The sequence below is a fragment of the Streptomyces sp. CA-243310 genome, assembly GCF_050936775.1.
GTDB lineage: Bacteria > Actinomycetota > Actinomycetes > Streptomycetales > Streptomycetaceae > Streptomyces.
Genome location: NZ_JBNJMF010000001.1, coordinates 1522513 through 1543663 on the forward strand (window position 1 = coordinate 1522513; position 21151 = coordinate 1543663).

The following is a 21151-nucleotide window of genomic DNA, read 5'->3' on the forward strand; positions in this document are numbered from 1 at the left end:
AAAGGTCTGGACCAACCGTCAAGAGGTCCAGACCTCCCTTCGAGCGTCCTACTGGATGCCCAACTCCTGCGCCAGTACCGCCGCTTGGACCCGGCTGCGCAGCTCCAGCTTCCCCAGCAACCTGCTGACGTGCGTCTTCACCGTCGCCTCCGCCATCTCCAGTCGGCAAGCCACCTCCGCGTTCGACAGGCCCTCGCCCAGGCAGCCCCACACCTCCCGCTCGCGCCGGGTCAGCGAGGCCACCGCCGCGGCCCGCTCCGGCGGCACGGCCGTCCGCACCGGCTGCGGCGTCGCGAACTCGGCGATCAACCGACGGGTCACCGCGGGCGCGATCAGCCCCTCGCCGCGGGCGACGGTGCGCACCGCCCCGATCAGCTCCGACGCCTCCGCGTCCTTCAACAGGAAGCCCGAGGCGCCCGCGCGCAGCGCTCCGAACACGTACTCGTCGAGATCGAACGTCGTGAGCACGAGCACGTCGGCCAGCCCCTCCGCGACCACCTGCCGCGTGGCCGAAACCCCGTCGAGCCGCGGCATCTGCACATCCATGAGGACCAGATCCGGCCGAAGCTCACGGGCCAGACGGACCGCCTCCTCCCCGTCCGCCGCCTCGCCCACCACCTCGATGTCGCCCGCACTGCGCAGGATCATCACCAGACCCGCGCGCACCGCCCGCTGGTCCTCCGCCACCACGACCCTGAAGGTCACCCGGTCACCGCCCTCTCCTCGGCGGGCAAGGACGCCCGCACCTGCCACACCGTGCCGGCCCGTCCCGCCGTGAACGCGCCCCCGAGCAGCTCCGTCCGCTCGCGCATGCCGATCAGCCCCGCGCCGGAACCGGGGGCGCGCGGGCCGGGCCGCTCTCCGTACGGCGAGTCCACCCGTACGGTCAGCAGCCCGTCCGCGGAGGTCAGACGGACCCGGACCATTCCCGGGACGGCGTGTTTGAGGGCGTTCGTCAGCGACTCCTGGACGATGCGGTACGCCGCCAGCTCCACGGGCGCGGGCAGCGGATCCCCGTCGGTGTGGGTGTCCTCCAGGACGAAGTCCAGGCCGCTGCCGGCCCCGTTCACGCGCGCCTTGCCGATGAGTACGTCCAGTCCGGCCAGGGAGGGCACCGCCACCGGCTCCTGCTCCGCGCCGGCGTCCCGCAGCAGCCCGATCAACCGTCGCATCTCGGCCAACCCCTGCACGCTGTTCTCGCGGATCACCCCCAGGGCGTCCCGGCTGGTCGCGGGGGAGTCGATGGACAGTGCGGCGGTGGAGTGGATGGCGATGGCGGACAGGTGATTGGCCACCATGTCGTGCAACTCCCGCGCCATCCTGGCCCGTTCGGCGACCACGGCCTGCGAGCGGTCCATCTCGGCCAGCAGCGCGGTCTGCTCGGCGCGCAGCCGGGCCGCCTCCGCCGCCTCGCGATGGTTGCGCAGGGTGGCGCCGGTCAGCGCCGGACCGAAGCTGACGATGCCGGTGATCACGCCGATCAGCAGGGCCTGCGGGGTGCGCAACCAGGCCACCGAGACGATCGTGACGGCGATGGTGATCAGTCCGGTGGTGACCGGGAGCCGCCGGGCCGTGGAGGGCTTGCCGTACACGACGGCGGCGTACATCAGGTCGGTGAAGATCAGGACCGTGGCCAGGCTGCCGACGGTGAACTGGTCCGCGACGATCCCGACGGTGCCCACGGGCAGCGTCAGACGCGGTGCGGTGCGGCGCAGCAGCTCCATGGGGCCGAGGAGGAGCAGCGGGACCAGGGCCGCCCAGTCGGGGAACAGGTCCCGGTTCGGGGAGCTGTACACCCCGAGTGACCACAGGAGCACCCCGACGAGCACGCTGACGACGCACAGCAGCACGTCGTCCCGGTGGGGGCGGAAGGCGGACGCGCGGGTCTTCGAGGGCACGTTCCCATCCAACAGGGTGAAGCGCTCCCGGGCCTCGCCGGCTGGGCGGAGGAGCCGCTACATCGAAGGGTGCAGTCGACCGCTGCCGGGGCCGGCCCTGTTCGTGCTCACCGCGCCGGACCCGAAGAGCGGCGGCTGACCGGGGCGACCGCCCGGCCGACGCCCGGCGGACTCGTCAGCGCTCGCCGCCCGGCACCCACAGCACGTCCCCGACCTCCTTGTTGGCCGTCCGGGCCAGGATGAACAGGAGGTCGGAGAGGCGGTTCAGGTAGGTGGCCGTCAGCGGGTTCATGGCCTCCGCGTGCTCCTCCAGGGCCGCCCAGGTCGAGCGCTCGGCGCGCCGCACGACGGTGCAGGCCTGGTGCAGCAGGGCCGCGCCGGGGGTGCCGCCGGGCAGGATGAAGCTCCGCAGCTTCTCCAGCTCCCCGTTGAAGGTGTCGCAGTCCGCCTCCAGCTTGTCCACGTAGAACTGCTCGACGCGCAGCGGCGGATACTCGGGGTTCTCGACGACGGGGGTGCACAGGTCCGCGCCGACGTCGAACATGTCGTTCTGCACCCGGACCAGGACCTTCACCAGGTCCTCGGACAGACCGCCGAGGGCGATGGCCGTGCCGATGGCCGCGTTCGCCTCGTTGACGTCGGCGTACGCGGAGATCCGCAGGTCGGTCTTCCGCGTGCGGCTCATGTCCCCGAGGGCGGTCGTGCCCTGGTCGCCGGTGCGGGTGTAGATGCGCGTGAGGTTCACCATGCCTCCAGCCTAGTGAGCGACCCCGAAACCCGCGTGCGGCGACCCTCGCGCACCCGGCCCCCTCCACCGGCGACATCCGCGGACCCGCCCGAAAGGGTACGCAACGGCCCAGAGATGGTGGTACGGGCCTGAGTAGGCGGTTTGCCCGACACGTTCGCCGTCCGGAGCGGGGCCGAACAGGCCGGGTGGGTCGCCGTCTTGGCGGGCCGGTGCCGTCCCGAGCGGCCCGCCGGGGTCGGGGGAGCGGAGCGCCGGGCCGGGCGACTCCGGCCGATCGGCGACCGGTTGGGGGGCGGCGGGTACGGCTGAGCCGTCCCGGTGTGATGTCCGTCAGATGAGACGTGACGCGTGTTACTTCGCGGTCACACGACCCCTCGCGGGCGCTAGTCTCCGCCGGAGGGGCCATGGGACTGGGCCGTATGCGAGAACGAGGGGTGTGCAGTGGCTGGGAAGCTCGCCGTCATCGGTGCCGGACTCATGGGATCCGGTATCGCTCAGGTCTCCGCTCAGGCGGGCTGGGACGTCGTACTGCGTGATGTCACCGACGCCGCGCTGACCCGCGGCACGGACGGGATCAAGGCCTCGTACGACCGCTTCGTCTCCAAGGGCAAGCTGACGGCCGAGGACGCCGAGGCGGCGCTGGCCCGGATCACCACCTCCACCGACCTCGACGCGGTCGCCGACGCCGACATCGTCGTCGAGGCCGTCTTCGAGAAGCTCGAGGTCAAGCACGAGATCTTCCGCGCGCTCGACAAGCTCGTACGGGACGACGCGATCCTCGCCTCCAACACCTCCGCCATCCCGATCACCAAGATCGCGGCCGTGACGGAGCGTCCGGAGCGGGTCGTAGGCGCGCACTTCTTCTCGCCCGTCCCGATGATGCAGTTGTGCGAGCTGGTGCGCGGCTACAAGACGAGCGACGAAACCCTCGCCACCACGCGGGCGTTCGCCGAGTCGGTCGGCAAGACCTGCATCGTCGTCAACCGCGACGTCGCCGGCTTCGTGACGACCCGTCTGATCTCCGCGCTGGTCGTCGAGGCCGCCAAGCTGTACGAGTCGGGCGTCGCCTCGGCCGAGGACATCGACATCGCCTGCAAGCTGGGCTTCGGCCACGCGATGGGGCCGCTCGCCACCGCCGACCTCACGGGCGTCGACATCCTGCTGCACGCCACGAGCAACATCTACACCGAGTCGCAGGACGAGAAGTTCGCGCCGCCGGAGCTGATGCGCCGCATGGTGGACGCGGGCGACATCGGTCGCAAGAGCGGCCAGGGCTTCTACAAGCACTGAGCACGATCGTTCGAATGCCCTCGCCCGACAGGGTGAATTAGGTATCGGTTCGCTCACGGTCGGCAACTTCCCTGCTCCTGAGGCAGTCAGTTGCAGTGAGAGTTGCCGACCACGGACCAGTCGGACCAGACGAACGCAGGACTGCCGGGAGCGCATATGCACATCAGGGGCGACCACGCCGAACTCGCGGTCGGAGGTCGCCTCGACGTGCGCAGCGCGGCGGACGCCCGTACGGCCCTGCACTCCGCCCTCGACGACGGCCACGGCGACCTCGTGCTGGACCTCACGGCACTCGACTCCTGGGACGCGACCGGCCTCGGTGTGATCATGGGAGCCCACCGGAGGGCCGGCCGGAGCGGACGCCGCCTGGTACTGCGCGGGGTGCCCGCGCAGATGCAGCGGTTGCTGGTGGCGACCCGACTGCACCGGATCCTCGCCATCGAGGGCGGGCTGGAAGCGGAGTCCCTGCCGCGGGTGTGACGACCGGGTGCGTCGGATTCCGCAGAAACGTAACGGTCCGGTGGTGAAGGCACCCCGGCGGTTCCGGCGGGGCCGGCCACGGTCTAGGGTTCGGGCGGAAACCGGACCAGTAGCGACTGCGGCGTGTGCGAGCGAAGGCCGGGCGGTACGACGGCGGCAGCGGCGGTGCGCGCGACGCGATCGGGGGACTTGGTCATGGACCGAACTCAAGGACAGTCCGAACCGGGCGAGGACACCCCGGCGGCGTCGACGGGCCCCGCGAGCGGGCCCGTCGCGCGGGTCGTCACCCTCACCGCGGGGGACTTCACCCTCACCGTCAACCCGGTCGACGGCAGCGAGATAGAACCCCTGCGGCCGGGCGCCGCGACGGAGCGCCCCGCCAAGCGCGGTCCGGCCGCCCGCGCCGAGCGGGACGCCGCCGCGAGACCGCCGGCGCTGCCCGGCACCCCGCTCCCCGGCCGGCTCCTGCTGGAGCGCGAGGAGGAGCGGGAGCGACTCGTACGGCTGCTGGGCCGCGGTCGCTCCGTACGCCTGACCGGACCCGCCGGATCGGGCCGTACCGCACTGCTCGACTCGGTGGCCCTCGCCTGCGAGGGCGTCGCGCCCGACGGGGTCGTACGCCTCTCCGGGCACGGGCAGCAGCAACCCGCGGAACTGCTCCACGCGCTCTACGCGGCCGTGTACGAGGGCTCGGGTCGACTCCCCGACCGCCCGGAGCTCCTCGCCCGGGTGAAGGAGATCGGCGCGGTCGTCCTCCTCGACGACCTGGAACTCGGCGGCGGCGCGCTCGACGAGCTGCTGCGGGCCACCCCCGAATGCGCCTACCTGCTGGCCGCCACCCCCGACACCAAGTCCCCCTCCGACGACGCGCACCTGGAGGAGGTCTTCCTCGGGGGCCTCGGCCGGGCCGACTGCGTCCTGCTGCTGGAGGCCCTCACCGGCCGCGCCCTGACCGAGGAGGAGAGCGCCTGGGCGGGCGACCTGAGGTTCGCCTCCGAGGGGCTGCCCCTGCGCTTCGTCCAGGCCGCCGCGCTGCTGCGACAGCGGGACGAACTCAACCGGACCGACGAGACGGACGACGAGGAGGAGCCCGGGGTCTTCGAGGAGCGCCCCCGCGAACCCGTCGACGTACCGCTGCCCACCCTGGCCGAGGCCGCCGCGCCGGCGGAACTCCTCGCCTCCCGGGTGAGCGAATCGGCGCGGGCCGCCCTGCGCATCGCGTGCGCGCTCGGCGGGGAGATGCCCCACCACGCGCACCTGCCGGCCCTGGTGGGGGACACGCACGCCGACGTGGCGGTCGCGGAACTCCTCGGCTGCGGGCTGCTCACCCCGGTCGGACCGCGCTACCGGCTGGCCCCCGGGGTGGCCCGGCAGCTGGAGGAGGCCGGGTACGGGGAGAGCGCCGCCGAGGAGGCCCGCACGGCCGCCCGGCACTACGTCTGGTGGACCGGCCACGCCACGGTGACCCCGGAGCGGGTCGCGGCGGAGGCCGACGCGGTACTGGCGGCCCTGGCGGGCGCCGACGTGGTGGCGGCCGTACTGCTGGCGCGCACGGCCGCCCCGGCCTTCGCGGCGTCGCTGCACTGGGAGGCGTGGGAGCGGGTGCTGCGCTCGGGCGCGGAGGCCGCGCGCAAGGCGGGGGAAGTCGCGGAACAGGCGTACTTCCACCACGAGCTCGGCGTGCTCGCGCTGTGCGAGGGCCGGCTCGAGCGGGCCCGGGCGGAGCTGGAGGCCTCGATCGGTCTGCGGGGCGCGCTCGCCGACAAGCGGGGCACGGTCGCGGGGCGGCGGGCGCTGGCGCTGGTCACGGACCGGGAGACGGCGGGGGGCGTGGCGTCCCCGCCGCTGCGGCTGGAGGCGCCCACGGCGCCCGTCACACCCGCGGCTCCCCTGACGTCCAAGGCTTCCGCGGCTTCCAAGACCGCCACCGTTCCGACCGGGGACCCGACCCCGGCGCCGCAGACGGCCTTCCCGTCCCTGTCCCTGCCGACGTCCCTGGCCGCGTCCCTTCCCGCGACCCTCTCCCCGCCCCCGGCCGACGCCCCGCCCGCGTCACCGCCGACGCGACCGGTCGGTGCCCTGACCTCGACGGGGCCCGGGGCCCCGCCGCCGCCCGCGGGGGAGGTCGTCACACAGGTGGTCCCCGTGATCCAGCGGGGGGACCAGAAGTCCTCCTCCGCCCTGTCGGAGGTCTTCGACGACGCGTTCCCCCTCACGGCGAAGCCGGCCGCACCGCCGGTCGCCCCGCCGCAGCCCGCCCCGGCGTCCCGACGCCGCACGGCGCTGCTGGCCGCGGCCGGCGCGGTGACGGTGGCCGTGCTGGGCACGGTGGTGGCCCTGGCGGTGATGCCGTCGGGTGACGACAAGCCGCAGGGACCGGCCGTGTCGACCACTCCGACGTCCGTGACGGAGAGCAGCGGGAACGTTCCTTCGGAGACCTCCGCACCCGAGCCGGGAACATCCGACCCGGCCGATCCGGCGGACCCGAGCCGCCCCGCACCGTCGGGCACCCACCCCGATCCGGGCACCGTGCCGGGCACGGGGAAGACACCGCCCGCGCGCACGCCGTCCGGCCGGCCCTCGTCCCCGACGACGCCGCGCACCTCCACGCCGCCGTCGACACCCGTCCAGTCGCCGACCTCCGCGGACCCCGAGCCGTCCACGTCCCCGGTGACCCCGCAACCGACGCCGACCGAGCCGACCGTACCGCCGGTCACCACCGGCCCCACGGGCGGCGACACCTCCCCGGAGGCGTCCACGACCCGGTAGGGGAGAACGGTGCGGCCCCGCCGGCAATCGCCGACGGGGCCGTGAAGCCGCGAGAAGAGACGTCCTAGAACAGGCGGAGCTTGTCGTCCTCGATGCCGCGCATGGCGTTGTAGTCGAGGATCACGCAGTCCATGCCGCGGTCCGTCGCCAGGACGCGGGCCTGGGGCTTGATCTCCTGAGCCGCGAACACGCCCCGGACGGGGGCGAGGTGCGGGTCCCGGTTCAGGAGTTCCAGGTAGCGGGTCAGCTGCTCGACACCGTCGATCTCGCCGCGCCGCTTGATCTCCACGGCCACCGTCGCGCCGTTGGCGTCGCGGCACAGGATGTCCACCGGCCCGATCGCGGTCATGTACTCGCGCCGGATCAGGCTGTAGCCCTCGCCGAGGGTGTCGATGCGGTCGGCCAGCAGCTCCTGGAGGTGCGCTTCCACGCCGTCCTTGATCAGACCCGGGTCCACGCCCAGCTCGTGGGAGGAGTCGTGCAGGACTTCTTCCATCGTGATGATGAGCTTCTCGCCCGCCTTGTTGATGACGGTCCAGACACCGGCTTCATCCCCGCTCCCCTCCTTGAGGGTGCACGGAGGCGACATCCAGTTGAGCGGTTTGTACGCCCGGTCGTCCGCATGGATCGAGACACTGCCGTCGGCCTTCACGAGGATCAGACGGGGTGCCGAGGGCAGATGGGCGGTGAGCCGGCCCGCGTAGTCGACGGAGCAGCGGGCAATGACGAGACGCATGGTCGGCAACGCTACTCGACGAGCAGGCCTCCACGCGATTCGCCCGTGAAAGCCCCGTTCGCGGATGGCGCGTTGTATGCGCATTCTCCTGGTGCGGTACCCGGTGGGCGCCTACCGTGGATAGCGGGAGGTCGTCGAGCGTGCACACTGCGTCGCGACTCTCCTTCCCTGCCCGTAAGACTCCGGCGACCCGAACGCCGGGGTCACGAGAGGAGAACCCATGTCGCTCGACGTCTCACCGGCCCTACTCGAACAGGCCGAGCGAGGCGAGGTCGACGAAGCCGCCTTCGTCGACTGCGTCCGGACCTCCCTGCCCTACGCATGGGAGATGATCAGCTCGCTGGTGGCTCAGCTGGAGGTTGAGGGCGGAGAGTTCGCCGACAACCAGACGCCGCCGCCGGACGAGCAGGCGCGGGGGCAGCTGCTGCGCGCCCTCGCGAGTGACGCGATACGTGGTGCGCTCCAGCGGCACTTCGGAGTGCGTCTGGCATTCCAGAACTGTCACCGTGTCGCCGTGTTCCCGCTGGATACCTCATCGGATGACAGGCACGCCCGTTTCACCTCGATCCGGGGCCAGTTGCTCAACCAGTCGCCGGAACTGCGGGACTGCTAGGCCCCGGCGCCCCGTCGTCGAGGTTTCGCCCGGCGCCACTTCGACGACAGGACCTGGGCCCCGGCGCCACCGGTGTTCCGCTGCCGCTCCGAGTCGCGAGAGCTGCGACTGACACCGGAGCGGCAGGCCCGGGTTCCGGTTCCCCGGCCGCCGTCGGCCCGGGGCCCGGATCTCAACCGAGGCGGGGCAGGACCTCGGCGCCCAGGCGCCGTACGTTCTCCTCCGTCGCGGCGAGATCGCCGGAGCCCTCCGTGAGCAGGGCGAACCGGGTGATGCCCGTGCGCTCCGCGGTCGCCGCCAGCCGGTCCGCCGCCAGGCGCGGCGTACCGACCGGGTGCAGGTCGCACAGCAGCTCCGTGTAGGCGACGGGATCGCGCATCGCGCGCTGCCGGCCGTCCACCGTCACGTGCGCGTCCAGCCCCTGCCGGAACCAGCCCGGCATCGCCTTCACCAGCGTCTCCCTGGCGTCCGCGGTCCGGTCCGCCAGCTGGCAGACCCCCGCCGACACGTGCCCCGCCTCGGGGTCGTGACCGGCGTCCCGCGCGGTGCGCCGCCACAGCGCGACCATGTCCGCCTTGTCCTCGTCCCCGCAGTGCATGCCCAGCAACATCGGCAGACCCCGCTCGGCGGCCAGTCGCACCGACGCCGGGGAGGTGCACGCGACGATCACTTCCGGCCCCTTCCCGTCGCCGTCCCACGCCTCCGACGGACGCGGCACGACAGCCACCTCGCGGAAGGCGTACCGCTCGCCGGCCGCCCCCACGCGCGGCTCGGACAGCCACCGCCGCACCAGGTCCAGATCGTCCGGGAAGCCCCTCTCGTACGCGTCCAGACCGCCCCCGAACACCTCCAGGTCCACCCAGGGACCGCCGCGCCCCACCCCGAGGGTGAACCGGCCCCCCGAGGTGACGTGGAGCAGGGCCGCCTGCTCCCCGAGGGCCACCGGGTGCGTGCTCGGCAGCACGCTCACGGCCGTGCCCACCCGCAGCCGACGGGTCCGTCCGAGCAGCAGGGCCGCGAGGGTCACCGCCGACGGGCAGACCCCGTACGGCACGAAGTGGTGCTCGGCCAGCCAGACCGAGTCCAGCCCGGCCTCCTCGGCCACCTCGGCGGTCCGCACCGCCCGGTGCAGCGCCTCCCCCTGTCCCTGGCCCGGGAACTGGGCCGCCAGTACAAACGCTCCTACGCGCATCGCCCTTAGCCTCCTCGCGGCCGGCGCGGCCTCCCCCAGGTGGACCGGCTCGGTGCCGTTTCATGGCATCAACGTCTGATGGCAACAACGTCTGACAAGTGCCAAAGGCACGGCCTGACAGGAAAGTTATTGGGATTGTCATGCCGCCCGACGTGTCGCGGGTCCTTCGGTCCACCCTCCTCCGGACACCCTGCGGGTACCCGAGCTCGCTGCGCGTAGTCTGGGAGAAAGTCACTGCCGTCCGCGCATCCGTGAGGTATACGTGTCACCGCGCCACAACCGCCCCAGGGGCGGGGGGAATCCGTCCGACCGCTCGGACCCGGGCTCCGGGTCGGGCTCGGGGGGCCTGGACCGGTTCGGTCTGGAGCAGACCGAGGAGTACCAGGGCGAAGAGTGGAAGGTCCGGCACGTCGCCGGCGCGAGCGCGGCGGGCAAGCGCTACCGCTGCCCCGGCTGTGACCAGGAGATCCCCTCCGGCACCCCGCACCTGGTGGCCTGGCCCGAGTACGGCGGCGTGGACGACCGGCGGCACTGGCACAAGGCGTGCTGGAACGCGAAGGACCGCCGCACCTCGCGGGTGCAGCGGTCCAGGAACGCGCCCCGGCACTAGGCGCTGTCCCCGTCGTCGAAAGTCCGGCCCGGCCCTCGTGCCCGCTACCGCGACGTCGGGTCGTACTAGACGTCCCTGCGGTCGACGATCACGTACGAGGCCGCCACCGCGGCGCCGGTCACCGCCAGGAGCAGGAGCATCTGGGGCAGGTCGCCGGGCACCTTCGTGTCCTCGCCCGTCGGCATGCCGAACAACTGCATCATCGCCACCGGGACGTTGTACTGCAGGACGATCTCCCCGATCCGGGCCGAGGCCTCCCAGTAGCTGAGCATCCCGCCGATCACCGGCGGCAGCGTGACCAGGCCGAGCATGAGGGTGATCGCCCCGGCGGAGTGCCGGACCAGTGCCCCGACGGCGAGGGCGAGCACCCCGAGCAGCGTGACGTAGACGCAGCCGACGAGCGCGCCGCTCCACTCCCCGAAGGTGTGCGGGCCGGCGCCGGGGCCGCTGTGCACGGCCATCGCCGCGGCGGCGACCACGAAGACCGAACCGACCGTCGCCGCCAGGGCCGTGGCGCTGAAGACGAGGTACTTCGCGGTGAGCACCCGGTGCCGGTCCGGGGCGGCGGTGAAGGTGGTGCGGACCAGGCCGGTGCCGTGCTCGGAGGTGATGGTCAGGACGCCCAGCACGATCACCGCGAGCTGGCCGACCAACAGGCCGAACAGCGCCGGGGTGGTGAACGGCATCGCGACGTAGTCCTGGTCCGCGGTCTGGGACACGAAGAGCAGCCCGATGCCGACGACGATCACCACCAGTGCCCCGAGGGTCCACATCGTCGAGCGCACCGAGGTCAGCTTCGTCCACTCCGACGCCACCGCGTGCCCGACGTGCGGCCGGGTGTCGTCGTGCGGCGCCCCGGGGACGGCGGGGGCGGTCGTGGTCGGGCCGGTCATCGGGTGTCCTCGGGGTTGCTCTTGGCGGCGCCGGCGAGCTCGCCGGGGTTGCCGGGCATCAGGAAGGGCCGCTCGCCCGCGTCGGGCGGCGGGGGCGCGTAGAACCCCGTCTGCGGCACCTCGGGGGCCGCGTCCGCCTCCCACTCCGGCACGCTCAGCGGTTCCGGTTCCCACAGCTCGGCCCGGGGGTCGTCGGTGGAGGTGTACTCGACGGAGGACTGGGTCATCCGCATGTAGGCCTCCTCCAACGAGGCCCGGTGCGGTGACAGCTCCCACAGCCGTACCCCCGCCTCGTGGGCGAGGTCGGACAGCCGCGGCAGGTCCAGTCCGGTCACCCGGAGGGCTCCGTCCGGCTCCTGGAGGACCCGGCCACCGGCCTTGCGGAAGGCTTCACCGAGCGTGTCCCGGCCATCCCGATCGGTATCGGCCGCGCGCACCCGAGCGAATCCGGCCGAGTTGTGCGTGATGAACTCCTGGGTGCCCATGTCGGCCAACAGTCGCCCCCGACCGATCACGATCAGGTGGTCGGCGGTCAGCGCCATCTCGCTCATCAGGTGCGAGGAGACCAGGACCGTACGGCCTTCGGCGGCGAGCTGCCGCATGAGCGTGCGCACCCACAGGATGCCCTCGGGGTCGAGACCGTTGACGGGTTCGTCGAAGAGCAGCACCCGGGGGTCGCCGAGCAGGGCGGTGGCGATGCCGAGCCGCTGGCCCATGCCGAGGGAGAAGCCCTTCGTGCGCTGTCGGGCCGCGTCCTGGAGGCCCACCACGGCCAGTACCTCGTCCACCCGCTTCACCGGGATGCCGGAGAGCTGGGCGAGGGCCAGGAGGTGGGTGCGGGCGCGACGGCCCCCGTGCATGGCCTTCGCGTCGAGGAGGGCGCCGACGTGACGCTGCGCGTTCGGCAGGTCGCGGAACGGCATGCCGTTGATGGTGACATGGCCGGAAGTGGGCCTGTCCAGCCCGACGATCATGCGCATGGTGGTGGACTTGCCGGAGCCGTTGGGCCCCAGGAATCCGGTGACGTGACCTGGCCTGACCTGGAAGGACAGCTGGTCGACGGCGGTCTTCGCGCCGAAGCGCTTGGTAAGGCCGACTGCCTCGATCATGGTTCTGCCCCTTAGCAGGCCGGTACGACTCTCGCCCGTGTAAGGGTTAAGAGGATATCCAGTCTCCTACGGTTCCGTCTCGGCCGGCATCCCTGACGCAGCCCTGATACCAACCCGAAGATCCCCCGTAGTACCGCGGACGTCCGTCTCGGGGCGGACATCCGCCGGCGCCCGATCCTCACACGGGGGAGGCCGGGCCCGGCCAGGCCGTCACGCGTCGCGCTTCCTGAGGACCAGGAACCCCGCCAGCACGGCGGCCAGCGTCCACAGGGCCATGATCCCGAAGCCGCCCCAGGGTCCGTAGGGCGGTGCGTCCCCGCCCGCCGCGCCCGGCGGGAGGACCTGCATGATCCGGGAGCCGGCCTGATCCGGGAAGTACTGGGCCACCTTCCGAGTCGCCTCGACGGCCCCGAGGATGGTGGAGATCATCAGGAAGAACGGCATCAGCACGCACAGGGCGAGCATGGAACTGCGCAGCATCGTGGCGACGCCCATGGAGAACAGGGCGATCATGGCCATGTAGAGCCCGGCGCCGATCACCGCGCGCAGCACGTCGGGCTCGCCGATCCCCACGCTGCGCCCGCCCAGCAGGGCCTGTCCGAGGAAGAACGACAGGAAGCTGGTCGCGAGGCCCACGACCAGGGCCGGCGCGGTGGCGACGATGAGCTTGCCGAGCAGCAGGCTCCCGCGACGCGGCACGGCCGCGAGCGAGGTGCGGATCATGCCCGAGCTGTACTCGGTGCCGACGACCAGCACCCCGAAGACGATCATGGCGAGCTGGCCGAGGGCCATCCCGGCGAAGGCCGACAGCGTCGGGTCGAAGGTGATCTGCTCCTCCGGGCGCATGTCGTCGAACGAGGCGTTGATGAACGCGCAGATGCCGGCGCTCACGCCGACCGTGACCACGAGGGCGGCGACCAGTGTCCAGGTGGTCGAGGCCACCGTACGGATCTTGGTCCACTCGGACGCGAGGACGGCGGGGAAATCAGCCATGATCACTTCCCCTTCCGTCGTGTCGCGTCGTACGACGAGCCCCAGGCCGGTCCGGAACCGGGCGGCCCGGGTGCCGGGCCGGCCGCCCCGGGGTCGGGGGGTGCGCCGGCTGTTCCCGCCGCGTGGGCGTGGTACTCGACCGAGTCCGCCGTCATGCGCATGAACGCCTCCTCCAGGGACGCCCGCTGCGGGCTGAGCTCGTGCAACACGATCCCGTGCCGGGCCGCCAGCTCGCCGAGCCGCTCCGATTCCACGCCGTCGATCTCCAGCGTTCCGGTCGCCGGGACGGCGGTCGCGTCGATGCCCTCACCGTGCAGGAGGTCCTTCAGTCGCTCCTGCTGGGGCGAGCGCACGCGTACGTAACTCCGTGAGTTCTGCCGAATGAAATCGGCCATCGACAAGTCGGCGAGCAGCTTTCCCTGTCCGATGACCACCAAATGATCTGCGGTCAGCGCCATTTCACTCATCAGGTGAGAGGAAACGAAGATCGTCCTCCCCTCCGCGGCCTGCGCTTTCATGAGATTCCTGATCCAGAGAATTCCCTCGGGGTCCAGACCATTGACGGGTTCGTCGAACATCAAGATCTCCGGATCACCCAGCAGAGCGGCGGCGATTCCAAGCCGCTGACCCATGCCGAGCGAAAATCCTTTCGACTTCTTCCGCGCCACCGCCGTCAGTCCGACCTGGTCCAACACCTCGGACACCCGGCTCCGCGGGATCCGGTTCGACTGGGCCAGGCACAGAAGGTTGTTGTACGCGCTGCGTCCGCCGTGCATGGCCTTCGCATCCAGCAGAGCCCCGACGTGCGTGAGCGGCTCCGGCAGGTCCCGGTAGCGCTTCCCGTCGATCCGCACCCGCCCGGCGGTCGGATTGTCGAGGTCGAGCATCATGCGCATCGTCGTGGACTTCCCCGCCCCGTTGGGGCCGAGGAAGCCCGTCACCACCCCGGGTCTGACCCGGAAGCTGAGGTTGTCCACTGCCGTCTTCGCACCGAAGCGTTTGGTGAGGCCCTCAAGCTCGATCATGCGGCCACGCTAGAACGGCAGAGGGCCCCACGCCACCTCAAACAGGTGACACAAGGCCCTCGGTACCAACCGTCCGGCGCAATGGCGTACAACGCCTACGCGCGGTGTCGTACTAGCGGCTCTGCTGAGCCGGAACGCCACGCGTGACGGGCTCGTCGTCGATCGGGGAGCCGGCGGCGGCCACGGCCGCACCGGTCAGCGTCGCCAGCATCTCGCGGACGTTGGTCAGCTGGGCGTTGATCGAGTCGCGGCGGTTGGTGAGCGCCGCCAGCTCGCGCTCGGACTCGCTGCGGATCCGGTCGGCCTTCGCGTTGGCGTCGGCGACGATGTCCTCGGCCTGACGCTGCGCGGTCTCCACGGTCTGGCGCGCGCGACGTTCGGCGTCGGTACGGAGCTTCTCCGCCTCCAGGCGCAGCTGCTCCGCGCGGTGCTCGATCTCCGCGAGACGCTTCTCCGCCTTGGCCTGACGCGAGGCCAGGTCGCGCTCGGACTGCTCGCGGCGCTTGGCCAGGTTGGTCTCGAAGTCCGCGGCGGCCTGGGCGGCCTTGGCGCGGGTCTCCTCGAAGAGCGCGTCGGCCTCCTCGCGCTTGGAGGCCGCGTCCTTCTGGGCCTCGGAGCGCAGGGTGGCGGAGTCGCCCTTGGCCTTCTCGACGATGCGGACGCCCTCGTCCTCCGCCTTCGACTTCCGATCGGCGGCGAACGACTCGGCGTCGTTGCGCACCTGCTGGGCGGCCGACTCGGCCAGCTCACGGTGCTGCTCGGCCGCGCGACGGGCCTCCTCGCGCAGGTCCTTCGCCTCCTCCTCGGCCAGTCGCAGGATCTTCTCGACCCGGGCACCGAGGCCGGCGTACGACGGCTCGGCGTCGCTCACCTGCGCCTGGGCGTTCTGCGTTTCGAGGTGCAGCTCCTCGATCCGCTTTTCCAGAGAGTTGATACGTCCTAGTGCGCTGTCGCGGTCGGAGACCAGCTTGGTAATGCGGTCGTCCACCTGACCGCGGTCGTAACCACGCCGCACGAGCTCGAAGCCGAAGGGGGAGGAAGTGTCGCTCATGGGGTTCCTGTCGAATGAGACCGATGAGGTGCTACGTGAGGTGTTAGGGGAATCCTAGGCGCCCAGACGGCGTGTCATCGAGTCAATCCGCGTTTGATCTGGACAATGACACCCCTTTTGAGTGGCAAGGCGACAGAATGCTTGTCACCCGTTCGCCTGAACCTCCATCAGGAGCACACATCTTCATGTGTTGACTAGCTCTCTGACGACTTGCCACTCGAACGAGTGGAACCCGCCGCCGCTCCGGCCTTCACGCCCCCCGCGCCCTGACCACCGACCGTCGGCTTTCCGCCGCCCGAAGGTGCCTCGAATGATTCCAACGCCTCAAGAACGTCCTGGACACGGGAGATCTCCGCCTGGATGTCCTCGCGCCGACGCACCAGGACCTCCAGCTCGCGGCGGCCCTCGTCGACCAGTCGCTCGGCCTCCGCCTTCGCCTCGGCGAGGGTGCTCTCGGCCTCGCGCGTCACCTCGGCCTTCTTCTGCTCGGCCTCCTTGAGCAGCGCCTCCGCCTTGCGCACGGCGGCGATGCGGACCTTGCCGGCCTCGCTGCTCGCCCCCGACACCAGCTCCTTGGCCTTCTTGTCGGCCTCGACGCTCTGCTCGGTCGCCGCCCGCACCAGCTTGTCCACGCGCTCGCCCGCGGACTTCATCTGCTCCGCCGACTCGCGGCGGGCCCGCTCGTGCAGTTCCTCGACCTCGGACGCGACCCGGCCGCGCAGCTCCTCCGCCCGCTCCCTTATGGCGGCGGCGTCCGTACGCGCCCCGACCAGCAACTCGTTCGCGTCCGTACGGGCCTTCTCCACCGTGGAGTTGCCCTCGACGGTCGCCTCCGACGTGATCCGCGCGGCCTCCTTGCGGGCCGCGTCGACCATCGCGTCGGCCTGCTCCTCGGCCGCCGTGGTCGCGGCGAGGGCCTGCTGCTGCGCGTCGGTGGTGAGCCTCTCGGCTTCCGCCGAGGACTCCGTGATGAGCCGGTCCACCTGCTCGGCGGCCTCGCTGCGACGCTTGTTGGCCTCCTCGCGGGCCTCGTCCAGCAGCCGCTCGGACTCCGTACGGGCCTCCGTGCGGGTGCGCTCCGCCTCGGTCGCCGCCTCCGCCTTGACCCGCTCGGCCTCCGACCGGGTACGGGTCGCGTGCTCCTGCGCCGAGGACAGGGCCTCGGCGGCCTCCGTGCGCAGCCGTTCGGCCTCGGCGGCGGCCTCCCCGACCGTCCGCTCGTTGTCCTTGCGGGTCTCCTCGGTGAGCTTGTCCGCCTCGGTGGCCGCCTCGGTGATGAGCCGGTCCACCTGCTCGGCGGCCTCGCTGCGACGCTTGTTGGCCTCCTCGCGGGCCTCGTCGAGCATCCGCTCGGAGTCCCGTTCGGCGCTCGCCAGCGTCTCGTTCGCGGCCTCGGTGACCCGCTCGGCCTCCGCGGTGGCCTCGCCGATGATCCGGCCGCCCTCCTCGCGGGACTCGTCGAGGATCCGCGCCGCCTCGGTGCGCAGCCGCTCGGCCTCCGTCGCGGCCTCGCCGACCGTGAGGTCGTTGGCCGCCCGTGTCTCGACCGTCATGCGCTCGGTCTCGGCCGCGGCCTCGCCGATCAGACGGGCGCCCTCGGCGCGTGCGTCGTCCAGGGTCCGTGCCGCCTCGGTGCGCAGCCGCTCGGCCTCCGTCGCGGCCTCGCCGACCGTGGCCGCGTTCGCCGCGCGGGTCTCCTCGGTGAGCTTGTCCGCCTCGGTGGCCGCCTCGGTGATGAGCCGGTCGGCCTGCTCGGCGGCCTCGCTGCGCAGCCGGTTCGCCTCGGAGCGGGCCTCGTCGAGCGTGCCCGCCGCCTCGGCGCGGGTCGCGTCGGCCGCGGCCTCGGCCTCGGAGGCGAGTCGGGCGGCCTGCTCGCCGGCCTCCTCGATCGTGGCCGCGTTCGCCGCGCGGGTCTCCTCGGTGTGCAGTTCGGCCAGCCGCGTGGCCTCGTCGACGATCCGGGTGCCCTCGGCGCGGGATGCGTCCAGGGACTCCGCGGCCTCGCCGCGGATGCGGTTGGCGTCGTCCCGGGCGTCCGCCCGGGTCCGGGCCGCGTCGCGCTCGGCCGAGGCCAACGCGTCGGTGGCCTCGGTGCGCAAGCGCTGCGCGTACTCGGCGGTGTCGGTGCGCAGTTGTTCGGACTCGGCGATGGCGTCGCCGACCGTGCGCTCCGCGAGGGCCTTCGCGGCGTCCGTCTCCACGCGGGCCTCGTTGCGCAGGCGGGTGGCGTCCTCGGACGCCCGCTCCCGCTCGGCGTGGGCGTCGGCGCGGACCCGCCCGGCCTCCTCCTCGGCCTCGTCCCTCGTGCGCTCGGCGGAGTGCTCGGCCGCGCTGCGCAGCCCGACGATCTCCTCCTCGGCCTGCTCGTGCAGTCCGGCCACGGCGTCCCGTACCTGCTGGGCGGTGGTCTCCGCGGCCGACACGACCTCGGACGCGCGCCGCTCGGCCTCCTCGGTCAGCCAGACCGCCTCGGCCTGTGCCTCCTCGGAACGCTTGCGGGCCTGCGCCAGCAGTTCCTCGCTCTGCTCGCGGGCCTGGGCCCGCTCGTTCTCCGCGTCGGTGCGCGCCGACGCCAACGTCTCCTCGGACTCCCGACGACGCCGGGCGGCCTCCTCCTGCGCGGCGGCCAGCGCCTCCGCGGCCTCCGCGGCGACCCGCTCGGCGGCGGCCTTGGCCTCCGCGCGCAGCCGGTCGGCGGTCTCCTGCGCCTCCGTACGCACCCGCTCGGCCTCGGCCTCGGCCTCGCCGCGCAGCCGCACCGCGACCTGCTCGGCCTCCGCGCGCACCCGGCCGGCGTCGTCGGCCGCGTCCGTGCGCAGCTGGTCCGCCTCCGCCTCCGACTGGGCCTGGAGGGTACGGATCCGCTCCGCGGCCTCGGCGCGCAGCCGGTCGCTCTCCTCCGTGGTCTCCCGGCGGATGTTCTCCGCCGAGGTCCGGGCGTCGCGCAGCGTCTGCTCGGCCGTGGTCAGCCGGTTCTCGGCGTCCGTGTGGAGCCGGACCAGTTCCTCGTCGGCCTCCGCGCGCTTCGCCGACAGCGCCTGTTCGGTCTCCTCGCGCCGGGTCCGCGCCGCCGCGTCGGCCTCGGCGCGGACGGACTCCGCCTCCTCCTCGGCCTCGGCGCGCAGCCGCTCGGCCTCGGCGCGGGTGCGCTCCAGGGTCTCCTCGGCCTGCCTGCGCAGGGTGCCGGCGCGTTCCACGGCCTCGCCGCGGACCCGCTCGCTCTCGGCGGTCGCCCCGCCGCGCAGCTCGTCCGCGTCCGACTTGGCCTTGCCCAGCAGCTCCTCGGCGGTCCTGGCCGCCTCCTCGATCTGCTGGACCGCCTCGCGGCGCGCCTCGCCGCGGATCCGCTCGCCCTCGGCGACGGCCTCCGCGCGCAACTGCTCGGCCTCGCCGCGCAGCCTGCGGGCGTCCGCCTGGAGTTCGACCGTACGGGCCCGGTACTCCTCGGTGTCGTCCTTCGCGGCGCCCTTCAGCTCGTCGGCCGTGGCCGCGGCCTGCACGCGCAGCCGGTCGGCCTCGGCCTCGGCCTCGCGGCGGATCCGCTCGGCCTCCTCGGACGCGGCACGGGTGGTGGCCCGGGCGTCTTCCGAGGCCTTGTTCAATACGTCCTCGGCCGTGCGGGCGGCCTTCGCCAACTGCGCCGCCGTGTCCTCGGCGGCGGCGGCGCGGGCCTGCTCCCCGGCCTCGGCGCGCAGCCGCTCCATGTCGGCGCGGGCGTCGGCCAGCAGCTGTTCGGCCTCGCCCTTGAGGACCTCGGCCTCCTTGGTGGCCTCGCCGACCAGCCGTGCGACCTGCTCCTTCGCGGTGCGGGTGCGCTGCTCGTTGACGGACTCCGCCGAGGCGAGCTGCCGTGCGGCGCTCTCCTTGGCCTCCGTGAGAAGGGTCTCCGCCTCGGCGCGCGCGGTGCGCAACGCGGAGTCGGCCTCCTGGACCCGGGACTCCGCGACGCGGCCGAGGTCCATGGTCTGCTGCCGGGTCTGCTCGGCCTCGGCGGAGGTGCTGCTCCGCAGCCGTTCCGCGTGCTCGGTGGCCTCCTGTGCCTGCGAGGAGGCGGCGGTCAGCAGCCGCTCGGCCTCCTTGCGGGCCCTCAGCAGGGTGCTCTCGGCCTCGGTGCGGGCGGCCTCGGAGTCGGCGGTGAGCCGGCGGCGGGCCTCCTCCGCGAGCCGGGCGGCCTCGGCGCGGGCGGCGTTGAGCGCCTGCTCGGCCTCGGCGCGGGACTCCTCCATGAGCCGGCGCGCCTGGGACTCGGTACGGGCGCGCAACTGCTCGGCCCAGGCGACGTTCTCGTTGACGTGCGCCTCGACGGTCTGGCGGCGCTCGTTCAGCTCCTGGTCCAGGCGCTGGCGACGGTTGACGGCCTCGCCGTGCAGCTCGGCCTGGAGGCGGGCCTGGTGTTCGGCGTGCTCCTGGAGGATCCGCTGGGTCTGGGCCCGGGCGTCGCGCAGCTCGCGTTCGGCGTCGGAGCGCATCTGGTCGGCCTGGATCTGGGCATTGCGGAGCAGCTGCTCCGCCTGGTAGCCCATGTCCGCGCCGTCGTAGGCGGGGCGGGACGCGAGATTGCGGCGTACCTCATGGAGCTTGGCGCGCAGCACCTCGACCTGGTAGCCCAGGTCCTCGGCGTGTTGGACGGCCTTCCCGCGCTCCTTCTTCAGCCGCTCCATCTCGGCTTCGAAGCGCGAGAGATGGTCGACCTCGGCCTGGTGGCTCTCCTGGCTTTCGTAGCCCCGCACAGCGCGGTCCCATCCGTCCCCTGGTCGCAAGCTCACTCCCAATTGAGCATCGCTCGCCCGCTGAACGACGCCCCCGGGGAATGGTGTCAGATGGCGGGGCGGGGGTTACAGGCCCCGACCCCGTCTCCGCACCGAACCCCGGCCGAGCCATGGCCACTCTACCGGCCGGAGAAACGGGACATCAGTGCGCTTGGGCGCGCATCGCCTGGTTGGGAGCCCGAAGAACGCCTGTCAGCAGGGGCGGAGCGGGGTGTACCCGTGGGTACGAACAGATCTTCAGACAAGCCGACCGATGACGGTCGGAGTCGATCACGGGCGGCGGCGGGCGCCGGTCCGCCGCCCGTGGGGACGGGTGCCGCGTTCGCGCACGCGCACGGACCCCGCGCCGGTGTCCGAACCCGCCGGCACCCTGCACCGGCCCGTCCGGCAGCGGAAACAGCCGTTCCGGAACCACGTCGCGCGCCGGCCGGCATGACGCAACGCAAACTCCCGCGCGAGGCGTCACGACCGGTCGTTCGACGACACCCGCCACGGGCCTCAGTGCCCTTCCGTCGCCTCCGGGGCGGAGGTGACCAGTTCGGTCAGGACCCCGTGACAGTCCTTCGGGTGCAGGAAGGTGATCCGGGACCCCATGGAGCCGATGCGGGGCTGGTCGTACAGGACGCGGACGCCCTTGCCGCGGATGGCGTCGGCGTCGCCGTCGACGTCCTCGGTGCCGAAGGCGATGTGATGGACTCCCTCCCCGTTCTTGGCGAGCCACTTGCCGACCGCGGAGTCCTCCCTGGTGGGTTCCAGGAGCTGGAGGTAGGAGGCACCTCCGTCGGAGGTCTCGTTGATCTTGAGCATGGCCTCGCGGACGCCCTGCTCCTCGTTGACCTCGGAGTGGAACACCTCGAATCCGTACGTGGCACGGTAGAACTCGACAGTCTTGTCGAGGTCGAAGCAGGCGATCCCGATGTGGTCGATTCTTGTCAGCATGGGACCAGTGCACAGCTCGGGAGGGGCGTCACGCAA

Annotated in this window: 17 protein-coding genes; 5 read left to right on the forward strand and 12 right to left on the reverse strand. The window is 72.4% G+C overall.

Annotated elements, in window-relative coordinates; all coding sequences use genetic code 11:
* Positions 1-48: 48 nt before the first annotated feature.
* From ACQEVM_RS07240 to ACQEVM_RS07250, 3 genes are all read right to left on the reverse strand, one after another.
* Positions 49-705, reverse strand: coding sequence for a response regulator (locus ACQEVM_RS07240; protein ID WP_433076189.1), 657 nt, complete (start codon positions 703-705; stop codon positions 49-51).
* Positions 702-1898: a sensor histidine kinase gene (locus tag ACQEVM_RS07245; protein WP_433076191.1), complete on the reverse strand. Its 1197-nt coding sequence runs from the start codon at positions 1896-1898 to the stop codon at positions 702-704. Before ACQEVM_RS07245 ends, ACQEVM_RS07240 begins: the two co-directional genes overlap by 4 nt.
* A 175-nt stretch (positions 1899-2073) precedes the next feature.
* Positions 2074-2646 (reverse strand): cob(I)yrinic acid a,c-diamide adenosyltransferase, encoded by a 573-nt coding sequence (locus tag ACQEVM_RS07250; RefSeq protein ID WP_053677455.1) that lies wholly within the window; start codon positions 2644-2646, stop codon positions 2074-2076.
* Positions 2647-3087: 441 nt separating this feature from the next.
* Between ACQEVM_RS07250 and ACQEVM_RS07255 the strand changes: the two genes are divergently transcribed.
* From ACQEVM_RS07255 to ACQEVM_RS07265, 3 genes are all read left to right on the forward strand, one after another.
* Entirely contained in the window at positions 3088-3936 is an 849-nt protein-coding gene (locus tag ACQEVM_RS07255) for a 3-hydroxyacyl-CoA dehydrogenase family protein (protein ID WP_351384173.1), read from the forward strand.
* Positions 3937-4092: 156 nt separating this feature from the next.
* Complete coding sequence (locus ACQEVM_RS07260) at positions 4093-4416, forward strand: STAS domain-containing protein (protein ID WP_053677459.1); 324 nt, start codon at positions 4093-4095, stop codon at positions 4414-4416.
* Between the two features lie 195 nt (positions 4417-4611).
* Positions 4612-7185: an ATP-binding protein gene (locus tag ACQEVM_RS07265; protein ID WP_433076194.1), complete on the forward strand. Its 2574-nt coding sequence runs from the start codon at positions 4612-4614 to the stop codon at positions 7183-7185.
* Positions 7186-7249: 64 nt separating this feature from the next.
* On the opposite strand, the gene nucS is transcribed toward ACQEVM_RS07265, so the two are convergent.
* The gene (gene nucS, locus ACQEVM_RS07270) at positions 7250-7921 is read right to left on the reverse strand and encodes an endonuclease NucS (protein WP_433076196.1); all 672 of its coding nucleotides are present in this window, start codon (positions 7919-7921) and stop codon (positions 7250-7252) included.
* 220 nt (positions 7922-8141) lie between these two features.
* On the opposite strand from nucS, the gene ACQEVM_RS07275 reads away from it, so the two are divergent.
* Positions 8142-8534, forward strand: coding sequence for an SCO5389 family protein (locus ACQEVM_RS07275; protein ID WP_053677465.1), 393 nt, complete (start codon positions 8142-8144; stop codon positions 8532-8534).
* A 172-nt stretch (positions 8535-8706) separates the two neighbouring features.
* Here the strand turns inward: ACQEVM_RS07275 and ACQEVM_RS07280 are convergent, their stop codons facing one another.
* Positions 8707-9726, reverse strand: coding sequence for an LLM class flavin-dependent oxidoreductase (locus tag ACQEVM_RS07280; RefSeq protein WP_433076199.1), 1020 nt, complete (start codon positions 9724-9726; stop codon positions 8707-8709).
* A 262-nt stretch (positions 9727-9988) separates the two neighbouring features.
* Here ACQEVM_RS07280 and ACQEVM_RS07285 point away from each other — a divergent pair, with 262 nt between their 5' ends.
* Positions 9989-10336: an ATP/GTP-binding protein gene (locus ACQEVM_RS07285; RefSeq protein WP_433076201.1), complete on the forward strand. Its 348-nt coding sequence runs from the start codon at positions 9989-9991 to the stop codon at positions 10334-10336.
* 65 nt (positions 10337-10401) lie between these two features.
* Here the strand turns inward: ACQEVM_RS07285 and ACQEVM_RS07290 are convergent, their stop codons facing one another.
* From ACQEVM_RS07290 to mce, 7 genes are all read right to left on the reverse strand, one after another.
* A complete protein-coding gene (locus ACQEVM_RS07290; protein ID WP_433076203.1) occupies positions 10402-11229 on the reverse strand; it encodes an ABC transporter permease in 828 nt (275 codons plus the stop codon).
* Positions 11226-12338 (reverse strand): ABC transporter ATP-binding protein, encoded by a 1113-nt coding sequence (locus tag ACQEVM_RS07295; protein ID WP_433076205.1) that lies wholly within the window; start codon positions 12336-12338, stop codon positions 11226-11228. Before ACQEVM_RS07295 ends, ACQEVM_RS07290 begins: the two co-directional genes overlap by 4 nt.
* Positions 12339-12548: 210 nt before the next feature.
* The gene (locus ACQEVM_RS07300) at positions 12549-13331 is read right to left on the reverse strand and encodes an ABC transporter permease subunit (RefSeq protein ID WP_433076207.1); all 783 of its coding nucleotides are present in this window, start codon (positions 13329-13331) and stop codon (positions 12549-12551) included.
* Between the two features lie 2 nt (positions 13332-13333).
* Positions 13334-14356, reverse strand: a complete 1023-nt coding sequence (locus ACQEVM_RS07305) for an ATP-binding cassette domain-containing protein (protein WP_433076209.1) — start codon at positions 14354-14356, stop codon at positions 13334-13336.
* 112 nt (positions 14357-14468) lie between these two features.
* Positions 14469-15407, reverse strand: coding sequence for a cellulose-binding protein (locus ACQEVM_RS07310; RefSeq protein WP_053677477.1), 939 nt, complete (start codon positions 15405-15407; stop codon positions 14469-14471).
* A 194-nt stretch (positions 15408-15601) separates the two neighbouring features.
* Positions 15602-20137: a polarized growth protein Scy gene (gene scy, locus ACQEVM_RS07315; RefSeq protein ID WP_433076211.1), complete on the reverse strand. Its 4536-nt coding sequence runs from the start codon at positions 20135-20137 to the stop codon at positions 15602-15604.
* A gap of 537 nt (positions 20138-20674) precedes the next feature.
* On the reverse strand, positions 20675-21115 hold the full coding sequence (gene mce, locus ACQEVM_RS07320; RefSeq protein ID WP_433076213.1) for a methylmalonyl-CoA epimerase: 441 nt from the start codon (positions 21113-21115) through the stop codon (positions 20675-20677).
* Between the last annotated feature and the right edge of the window lie 36 nt (positions 21116-21151).

Coding starts and splice junctions, on each gene's coding strand:
- ACQEVM_RS07280 (WP_433076199.1), bottom strand. CDS start 9,726: ATGCGCGTAGGAGCGTTTGTACTGGCGGCCCAGTTCCCGGGCCAGGGA.
- nucS (WP_433076196.1), bottom strand. CDS start 7,921: ATGCGTCTCGTCATTGCCCGCTGCTCCGTCGACTACGCGGGCCGGCTC.
- ACQEVM_RS07290 (WP_433076203.1), bottom strand. CDS start 11,229: ATGACCGGCCCGACCACGACCGCCCCCGCCGTCCCCGGGGCGCCGCAC.
- ACQEVM_RS07250 (WP_053677455.1), bottom strand. CDS start 2,646: ATGGTGAACCTCACGCGCATCTACACCCGCACCGGCGACCAGGGCACG.
- ACQEVM_RS07260 (WP_053677459.1), top strand. CDS start 4,093: ATGCACATCAGGGGCGACCACGCCGAACTCGCGGTCGGAGGTCGCCTC.
- ACQEVM_RS07295 (WP_433076205.1), bottom strand. CDS start 12,338: ATGATCGAGGCAGTCGGCCTTACCAAGCGCTTCGGCGCGAAGACCGCC.
- ACQEVM_RS07275 (WP_053677465.1), top strand. CDS start 8,142: ATGTCGCTCGACGTCTCACCGGCCCTACTCGAACAGGCCGAGCGAGGC.
- ACQEVM_RS07310 (WP_053677477.1), bottom strand. CDS start 15,407: ATGAGCGACACTTCCTCCCCCTTCGGCTTCGAGCTCGTGCGGCGTGGT.
- mce (WP_433076213.1), bottom strand. CDS start 21,115: ATGCTGACAAGAATCGACCACATCGGGATCGCCTGCTTCGACCTCGAC.
- ACQEVM_RS07305 (WP_433076209.1), bottom strand. CDS start 14,356: ATGATCGAGCTTGAGGGCCTCACCAAACGCTTCGGTGCGAAGACGGCA.
- ACQEVM_RS07265 (WP_433076194.1), top strand. CDS start 4,612: ATGGACCGAACTCAAGGACAGTCCGAACCGGGCGAGGACACCCCGGCG.
- ACQEVM_RS07300 (WP_433076207.1), bottom strand. CDS start 13,331: ATGGCTGATTTCCCCGCCGTCCTCGCGTCCGAGTGGACCAAGATCCGT.